The following is a 7,710-nucleotide window of genomic DNA, read 5'->3' on the forward strand; positions in this document are numbered from 1 at the left end:
GAAGTCGTCCAGCGTGAGCTCGCCGTCGACGTAGACGTCGACGGTTGTCTCAGGCACGCCGTGGAGCACTGACAGCATCGCTGCGTCGGAGGTCTGAGCATGAGCGGGAACCGAGACGAGTGCGAGGGCGGCTGCCCCCACGATTGCCGGCACCGGGAACATCTTGCGCATTGTGGTCCTTTCCACGGTTGGTGCGGTCGCCGCCTCGACGACACACCCCTACTTCCGCCCGACCGGCGCAATCGGATGCACCTGGATCTAGATCCAAGGTTTGGGAAGATGGCGGCATGCGGATCGACCTCAACGCCGATCTCGGTGAGGGCATGGGTGACGACGGCGCCGTTCTCGATGTCGTCAGCAGCGCCAACATCGCTTGCGGCGGGCACGCGGGCGACGCCGCCTCGATGCGCGTGGCGTGCGAGCAGGCTGTGGCACGCGGCGTCCGCATCGGCGCCCACGTCTCCTACCCGGACCGTGCTGGGTTCGGACGGGTTCCGATGGACCTGCCCGCCGGCGTTCTGCTCGCCTCGCTGGAGGCCCAGCTCGACCAGCTCACGACGGCGGCGCTCGCCGCGGGCGGCCGGGTCACCTTCGTCAAACCTCATGGAGCGCTGTACCACCGGGCCGCGACCGACCCCGAGGTCGCCGAGATCGTGGTGACGATGGCACGACCGGCAGGACTGGCCGTCGTCGGGCTCCCAGGCAGCGCGATCCTCGACCGGGCGGTGGCCGCCGGCCTGCTCGCGGTGCCCGAGGCATTCGCCGATCGCGGCTACCTGCCGAACGGTGCGCTGGTGCCGCGTGGGCAGCCGGGCGCGGTCCTCGACGACCCGGACCTGGTCACGCAGCGGATGGTCAGCCTCGTCCGGGACGGAGAAGTGGCCGCTGCCGACGGGTCCCGGGTGACCGTGGCCGCGCACAGCATCTGCGTGCACTCCGACACCCCGGGTGCGGTGGCGATCGCTCGGTCGGTCCGCACGGGGCTGGAGCGCGCGGGTGTGCAGATCGCGGCGCTGACGTGAACGTGCTGCCTTCCGGGGAGCGGGCGCTGCTCGTCGAGGTCGACGATGCCGCTGCCGCGCACGCCCTCGCCGAGCACCTCCATGCCCGTGCCAGGGCGCTGGCCGAGGAGATCGTGCCGGGGGCGCGCAGCGTCCTCGTGGTCGCCGGGGAGCCTGGCTCGCTGCCGGCGTTGCGGGACCTGCTCACGTCCGCGCCGCAGACCCCGACCCACGTGAGCGAGCCCGACGAGGTGACCATCGCCGTCGACTACGACGGCGAGGACCTCACTGAGGTCGCACGCCTGACCGGGCTCTCGACCCCGGAGGTGGTGCGGCGCCATGCCGGAGCGCGGTACGTCGTCGAGTTCGTCGGGTTCGCGCCCGGGTTCGCCTACCTCGCCGGGCTCGACGAGTCGTTGCACCTGCCGCGCCTCGACAGCCCCCGGCCGAGCGTGCCGGCGGGCTCGGTCGCGATCGCCGGGCCGTACGCGGCGGTCTACCCGCGCTCGTCGCCGGGCGGCTGGCGGCTGCTCGGTCGGACCGACGCGGTGCTGTTCGACGTCGATGCCGAGCCGCCCTCGCGGTTGGTCGCCGGCACCGTGGTGAAGTTCGAGCCGCGATGATCGAGGTGCTGGAGGTCGGCGGGTCGGCGCTGGTGCAGGATCTCGGACGGCCGGGATGGTCACACCTGGGCGTCTCACCTTCAGGGGCTGCCGATCGCGGTGCGCTCGCCGCCGGGAACCGGGCGCTCGGCAACGTGCCCGGCGCCGCCGGGCTGGAGGTGGTCGGCGCGTTCTCGATGCGCGTTCGCACGGATCTGCTCGTGGCGGTCACCGGCGCTGCCGCGCCGGTCCTGCTCGACGGCGTCGCGAACGACGCACGGGTGCTCGCGATCGCGGCGGGCACCGTGGTCTCGTGGGGGATGCCCTCGTGGGGGTTGCGCGTCTACCTGGCGGTGCATGGCGGCCTGGACGCACCGGCGGTGCTCGGGTCGCGCTCCACCGACGTGCTCTCGGGGCTGGGGCCGGCGCCGGTGCAGGCGGGGGATCGGCTCGTCGTCTTGCCGGGGGCCGGACCGATGCCCACGAGCGAGCCTCACCCGCGCGGCGTGCACCCTGCATCGTTGGTGATGCTCGACGCCCTGCCCGGCCCCCGCGCGGACTGGCTGAACGACCCCGATGAGCTCTACCGGAGGCCGTGGCGCGTCTCCGCACTCGCGGACCGGGTGGGCCTACGACTCGAGGGTGAGCCGCTCGGTCGAGCGATCACACGGGAGGTGCCCTCGGAGGGCGTGGTGACCGGGTCGGTGCAGGTGCCTCCGAGCGGCGAGCCCGTGATCCTCGGTCCCGACCACCCGGTCACCGGTGGCTACCCGGTGGTGGCCGTGCTCACCGCAGCGGCGTGCGACGCCGTGGCGCAGCTGCGCGCAGGGACCACCGTGCGCTTCCGGCGGGGTTCGAAACGTCAGTGAAGCCTCAGAGGCCGGAGATCAGGAAGACCAGGTAGCACGCCACGAGGGCGAGGACGAAGGCGTTGGTGACCTTCCGTGCGCCGTCGAGCGCCCACGTGACCCCGACGCCGACGACGCACAGCCACAACGCCACCCCAGCCCCCTGGGTGATCAGGCCGCTCGTGCCGGCAGCGGTGTCGAGCGGGCGGATCGCGAAGACGACGGCCAGACTCGCGCCGATCACGGCGACGACGACGCCCAGGGGCACCCGGAACCGCTCCGCGAACCGTGTCAGCGGGCCGTTCTTCGCGTCGCGTTCGGTCTCCTGCTCCCCGTCGGTGCCCTCGGGCGGCGTGGTTTCGGGAGGAACGGACATGCCGGCCATCGTAGGCGTCGGCACGCGAGTCACCGATCCAGCCGCATCCGATGCAGCAGCCAGAGGAAGTACGGCATCCCGAGCAGCGAGACCACCACACCTGCCGGGAGCTGGCCAGGCGCGATGACCGATCGGCCCACGAGGTCGGAGACGGCCACGAGAGCGGCCCCCAGAAGGATCGTCAGCGGCAGCATCGAGGAGTGGCGCTTGCCGATGATCATCCGCGCCGCGTGCGGTGCGACCAGACCCACGAACGCGATGACACCGATCGCGGCCGTGGCGGCCGCCGTCAACGCCACCGCGAGTCCGAGGTGCAGCAGGCGCGAGCGGCCGACGGCGATCCCCAGCACCTGCGGTGTGGTGTCGTCGATCTGCAGCAGGTCGAGGTCACGCGCGGTGCGCGTGCACACGACCACGCCGGCCACCAGTACCAGCACCATCGGCAGCAGCAGCGCCGGCGTGGTGCCGTACGTCGAGCCGCCCAGCCACGTGATCGCCTTGGCCTGGTTCCACGGGTCGGTCTGCACGATGAGCAGCGTGGTCGTGGCACCCGCCGCGGCGCCGATCCCGATCCCCACGAGGATCGTGCGCATCTGGTCGCCGCGGCCGAGCACCACGAGCGCCAGCGCGGCAACCGCACCGCCCCCGAGCGCGGCGAAGAACAGCAACGAGTCGGACGTGCTGGGCACCAGCACCAGCGCGGCGACCGCGCCGAGTCCCGCGGTCGCTGACACGCCCAGGATGCCGGGGTCGGCGAGCGGGTTGCGGGTCACCGCCTGCACCAGCGCTCCCGCGAGGGCGAGGCAGGCGCCGGCGAGCGCCGACCCGGCCACGCGTGGGAGCCGTGACTCCACGATCACCTGCACGCGCACGGACGCGACGTCCTGCACCCAGTTCCACACATCACCCAGCAGGATCGTCCGGTCCCCGATGAGCAGTCCGGCGATCAGCGCGGTGACCAGGAGCGCAACGGCACCGAGGAGAACCGCCTGCGGGTGGGTGCGACCCCAGCGCAGCCCTGCCGACATCGTGACGATGGACTCGCCGGTGCCGGCGGCGATCCGGAGCCGCCGTGCCAGCACCACGAGGAACAGCGCGCCGATGAGGCTGGTGAGCACGCCCGTGGGCACGGTGACACCGCTGACCGAGCCGAACATCGCACGCAGCAGGACGTCCGCGGTCAGCACCAGCGAGACTCCGAGCACGCCGCTGAGCAGCAGGAAAGGACGCTGCTTGCGGAGCGCGGTGAGCCGGTGCGCCAGCAGCCGGACCAACGCCGGGGCGCAGAGCCCGATGAAGCCGATCGGGCCGGCCACGGTCACGGCAGCCGCTGCCAGCAGCACCGCCAGCACCGCACCCCAGCGGCGGGTCGCTGCGACGGGCACGCCGAGCGCCGCCGCGCTGTCGTCACCCAGCTGCAGCAGGTCCAGGCGCCGCCCCAGCAGCATCAGCGCGCCGATGCCCACGACCACCACGGGAGCCGCGGGCGCGGTGGCGCCGAAGCCGTTCTGTCCGAGTGAGCCGGCGCCCCACGCGAACAGGCGCTGCGTCTCCCACGGGAACAGCATCAGCAGCACCGACGTGAGGGAGCCCAGTCCGAGCGTCAGCACGGAACCGGCGAGCACCAATCGGACGGGCGACATGGTCCCGCCCGAGGACAGGCCGATCACCGCGGCCGCGGCCGCGATCCCGCCGAGGAAGGCCACCATGATGCCCGGCAGTGGGCCGAGCGAGATCCCGAGCGCGGCCACGATCGTCATCGCCAGGTACGCGCCGGCTCCGACACCCGTGGTGTCCGGCGAGGCCAGTGGGTTGCGCGTGATCGACTGCATGGCGGCGCCGGCGACGCCGAGCGCCGTACCGACGATCAGTGCGGCGACCAGTCGTGGCAGTCGCGAGGCGATGACCACCTCGGCGCCCTGGGGCACGTGCCCGCCGGTGATGAGCGTCCACAGCGCGCCGGCGTCGACATCGGCCGTGCCCTGCGTGAGGTGCAGCCCGACCGCGACCAGCAGCCAGAGCGCTCCCAGGCCCGTAGCCGCCAGAAGTCCGCGGGGCCGGGCCGTGGTCGCAGGCGCAGCCGGCCGCGGCCGCGCGGGCGCGCTCGTCAGAGTCATCCTGCGGTGAGAACCTGCACCAGGTCGTCGCTCCAGGCCATCAACGATCCCGGGCCGCCGTACGCCCAGATGCCGTTGGCCGCGGGAGCGACGTGGCCCTCCACCACGAACGGCAGGCCGTCCCAGATCGCGTTGCCGGCCAGCGAGGTCTCGACCGGGTCGTCGGAGTCGTCGTTGTCCCAGTAGAGGAACCACGCGTCATCCGGCACGGCCGTGAGGCCTTCGATGTCGACGTAGGAGAGCCCGTACGCCTCGTCACCCGGGTCGTCCCACGCCGCGGTCAGTCCCATCGCGTCGGCGACCGCCTGCACCGCCGTGCCGGGCCCGTGCATCCGGATGGTGACGTTCGCGCCCTCGGCGTAGGGCGAGGTGAGCACCACCGGCGCACCGCTCAGCCCGGCGGCGTCGATCGACGCCGCGTTCTCGGCGATCGTCGCGTCGAGCTGCGCGAGCAGCTCCTCCGCTGCCTCCTGCTGACCGATCGTGGTCGCGATGAGGTCGACGCGCTCGGAGAGCGTGCCCAGCGGGTCGCTGGCGTCCGCCACGTCCACCGTCATCACCGGTGCGATGGCGGCCAGCTGATCGGCCACGGCCTCCGGCACCGAGCGGCCGCCGCCGAGGATCAGGTCGGGCTCGAGCTCGGCGATCGCCTCGACGCTCGGTTCGGTCCGCAGCCCCACGTCGGCCGGTTCGCCGAGGAGCGGCACGGCGTTACCCACCCAGCTGGTGTAGCCGGCGAGATCGGACACGCCCACGAGCTCGACGCCCAGGCTGGTGACGATCTCTGCCTGCGCCCACTCCAGCGCGACCACGCGCTGAGCCGGTCCGTCGGGCAGCGTGATCTCCGCACCCGCCGTGTCGACGACGGTGATCGGATCGGCGTTCGCCGTGCCGTCCGGGGTGTCGCCGTCGTCGATCGGGGCGTCGGTCGACCCGCAGGCGGCGAGCAGCAGGGCGGCGGCTGCGATGCCGGCGACGCTCGTCGCGGCGCGCACAGATCTCATGGGTGTGTCCTCTCGTAGGTGGAGCGGGGGCGCGATGTGATCAGAAGGCGATCGCGCGATCGCGGAAGCGGCGAGCCCGGACCTCGAGCTCGCCGTTGTCGTCGCAGCGCACGGTGACCGGGATCTCGTAGACGTCGGTGAGCAGGTCGGCGTCCAGCGCGTGGTGCGCCGGGCCGTCAGCGACCACGCGGCCGCGAGAGAGCACAAGCACGCGATCGGCTATCTCGGCGGCGTGGTTGAGGTCGTGGAGCACGACGCCCACGGCGACGCCGTGCAGGCTCGCGAGCTCGTGGACGAGCTCGAGGACCTCGACCTGGTAGCGCAGATCGAGGTGATTGGTGGGCTCGTCGAGCAGCAGCACCGAGGTGTCCTGGGCCAGTGCGGCGGCGAACCATGCGCGCTGCAGCTGGCCACCCGAGAGGGTCTCGAGCGGTGTCTCTTGCAGGTCGGCCAGCCCGGTCAGAGTCAGGGCGCGCTCGACGGCGCCATGGCCCTGGGGATCGCGTCCGCGCCAGCCCGACCGGTGCGGGTGCCGGCCGAACTCGACCAGATCGCGCACCGTGAGACCGCTCGGGGTGATGCGCTGCTGCGCGAGCAGCCCCACCCGGGTGGCGAAGTCGCGCGCACTCAGGAGGCTGGTGTCCTCGACGTCACCGACGGCCACCGTGCCCGTGTCGGGTCGCACGAGTCGGCTGAGCGCGCGGAGCAACGTGGACTTGCCCGATCCGTTGGGACCCACCAGCGCCGTGACGGTGCCTTCTGTCAGGGTGATGTCGGTGTGGCTGACCGCCTCGTAGGAGCCGAAGCGGACCGTGAGATCGCTGCCTCGGAGAGCGGGGAGTGGCACAGACACAGGAGTCGATATTAGGGCAGCCTTCCCTTACATAAAACCTCGTCCGACTGGTGGACCGATTCCTCGTCCGAACGGCTGCACGACGTCGCGCCGCGGTGCGACGATGGGGAGATCCGAGAAGGGAGACGAGATGCCTCACGGAGACATCACCCACATCGAGATCCCGGTCACCGACACCGCACGGGCGAGTGCCTTCTACGGCGACCTGTTCGGCTGGAACATCGAGGAGTTCGAGGGCTACGAGGGTTACCCGATGTGGCAGGCCCCCAACAAGATCAGCGGCGGTGGCCTCACCACACGCAGCGACACCGCGACCAGCCCGGTCTCCTACGTCGAGGTCGACTCGATCGACGACGTGCTGGCGAAGGTTGTCGAGAACGGCGGCGAGGTCGTCAACGGCAAGACCCCGATCAGCGAGACGAGCTGGTCGGCGACCTTCCGCGATCCCGATGGCAACGAGGTCGGCATCTACGAGGGCGCCACGAGCGGGAGCGGCGACGCCGGCTGAGTCCCACGCGGCTGCCGAGGCGGTCGGAGGGGCCTCACGATCCCTCCTAGACTCGGGGCATGTCCACGATCGACTCTGCCGAGGTGCTCCGGCTCGCCGGACTAGCCCGGATCGACCTGTCCGAGGACGAGGTGACGCGGCTGGCCGGTGAGCTGGACGTCATCGTCCAGGCCGTCGCCACCGTCAGCGAGGTGGCAGGCCCCGACGTGCCCGCCACCAGCCACCCGATCCCGCTGACCAACGTGTTCCGCGAGGACGTGCCCGGGGCAACCCTGGACCGTGACGTGATCCTGTCGCAGGCGCCCGAGGCACAGGACGACAAGTTCGCCGTGCCGCAGATCCTGGGGGAAGAAGCCTGATGGGCGATCGGAACGATCTCATCACGCTTTCCGCCGCCGACC

Annotated in this window: 9 protein-coding genes; 5 read left to right on the forward strand and 4 right to left on the reverse strand. The window is 71.9% G+C overall.

The genetic code is table 11. The features are described 5' to 3' along the window. Nucleotides 1-287 precede the first annotated feature (287 nt). Genes ACOJSN_RS21460 through ACOJSN_RS21470 form a run of 3 tightly spaced genes read left to right on the forward strand, consistent with a single transcriptional unit; the run spans nt 288 to nt 2,472 of the window. Nucleotides 288-1,022, forward strand: a complete 735-nt coding sequence (locus ACOJSN_RS21460) for a LamB/YcsF family protein (protein ID WP_420114518.1) — start codon at nt 288-290, stop codon at nt 1,020-1,022. Beyond that, nucleotides 1,019-1,624 carry a 5-oxoprolinase subunit B family protein gene (locus ACOJSN_RS21465; RefSeq protein ID WP_420114519.1) on the forward strand — a complete coding sequence of 202 codons (606 nt, stop codon included), beginning with the start codon at nt 1,019-1,021 and terminating at the stop codon, nt 1,622-1,624. The genes ACOJSN_RS21460 and ACOJSN_RS21465 overlap by 4 nt, the downstream gene beginning before the upstream one ends. Beyond that, nucleotides 1,621-2,472, forward strand: a complete 852-nt coding sequence (locus ACOJSN_RS21470) for a biotin-dependent carboxyltransferase family protein (protein WP_420114520.1) — start codon at nt 1,621-1,623, stop codon at nt 2,470-2,472. Before ACOJSN_RS21465 ends, ACOJSN_RS21470 begins: the two co-directional genes overlap by 4 nt. Nucleotides 2,473-2,476: 4 nt before the next feature. Here ACOJSN_RS21470 and ACOJSN_RS21475 read toward each other — a convergent pair whose 3' ends face one another. The 4 genes from ACOJSN_RS21475 to ACOJSN_RS21490 are packed head-to-tail and all read right to left on the reverse strand — an operon-like array spanning nt 2,477 to nt 6,801. Further along, complete coding sequence (locus ACOJSN_RS21475; RefSeq protein WP_420114521.1) at nt 2,477-2,827, reverse strand: hypothetical protein; 351 nt, start codon at nt 2,825-2,827, stop codon at nt 2,477-2,479. A 29-nt stretch (nt 2,828-2,856) separates the two neighbouring features. Then, nucleotides 2,857-4,944 carry an iron ABC transporter permease gene (locus ACOJSN_RS21480; RefSeq protein WP_420114522.1) on the reverse strand — a complete coding sequence of 696 codons (2,088 nt, stop codon included), beginning with the start codon at nt 4,942-4,944 and terminating at the stop codon, nt 2,857-2,859. Beyond that, a complete protein-coding gene (locus ACOJSN_RS21485) occupies nt 4,941-5,948 on the reverse strand; it encodes an ABC transporter substrate-binding protein (protein WP_420114523.1) in 1,008 nt (335 codons plus the stop codon). The genes ACOJSN_RS21480 and ACOJSN_RS21485 overlap by 4 nt, the downstream gene beginning before the upstream one ends. A 40-nt stretch (nt 5,949-5,988) precedes the next feature. Then, a complete protein-coding gene (locus ACOJSN_RS21490; RefSeq protein WP_420114524.1) occupies nt 5,989-6,801 on the reverse strand; it encodes an ABC transporter ATP-binding protein in 813 nt (270 codons plus the stop codon). A gap of 130 nt (nt 6,802-6,931) precedes the next feature. Here ACOJSN_RS21490 and ACOJSN_RS21495 point away from each other — a divergent pair, with 130 nt between their 5' ends. Continuing rightward, on the forward strand, nt 6,932-7,309 hold the full coding sequence (locus tag ACOJSN_RS21495; protein ID WP_420114525.1) for a VOC family protein: 378 nt from the start codon (nt 6,932-6,934) through the stop codon (nt 7,307-7,309). 59 nt (nt 7,310-7,368) lie between these two features. Further along, complete coding sequence (gatC, locus tag ACOJSN_RS21500) at nt 7,369-7,668, forward strand: Asp-tRNA(Asn)/Glu-tRNA(Gln) amidotransferase subunit GatC (RefSeq protein WP_420114526.1); 300 nt, start codon at nt 7,369-7,371, stop codon at nt 7,666-7,668. Nucleotides 7,669-7,710: the final 42 nt, after the last annotated feature.

The sequence above is a fragment of the Pseudactinotalea sp. genome, assembly GCF_048594945.1.
GTDB lineage: Bacteria > Actinomycetota > Actinomycetes > Actinomycetales > Beutenbergiaceae > Pseudactinotalea.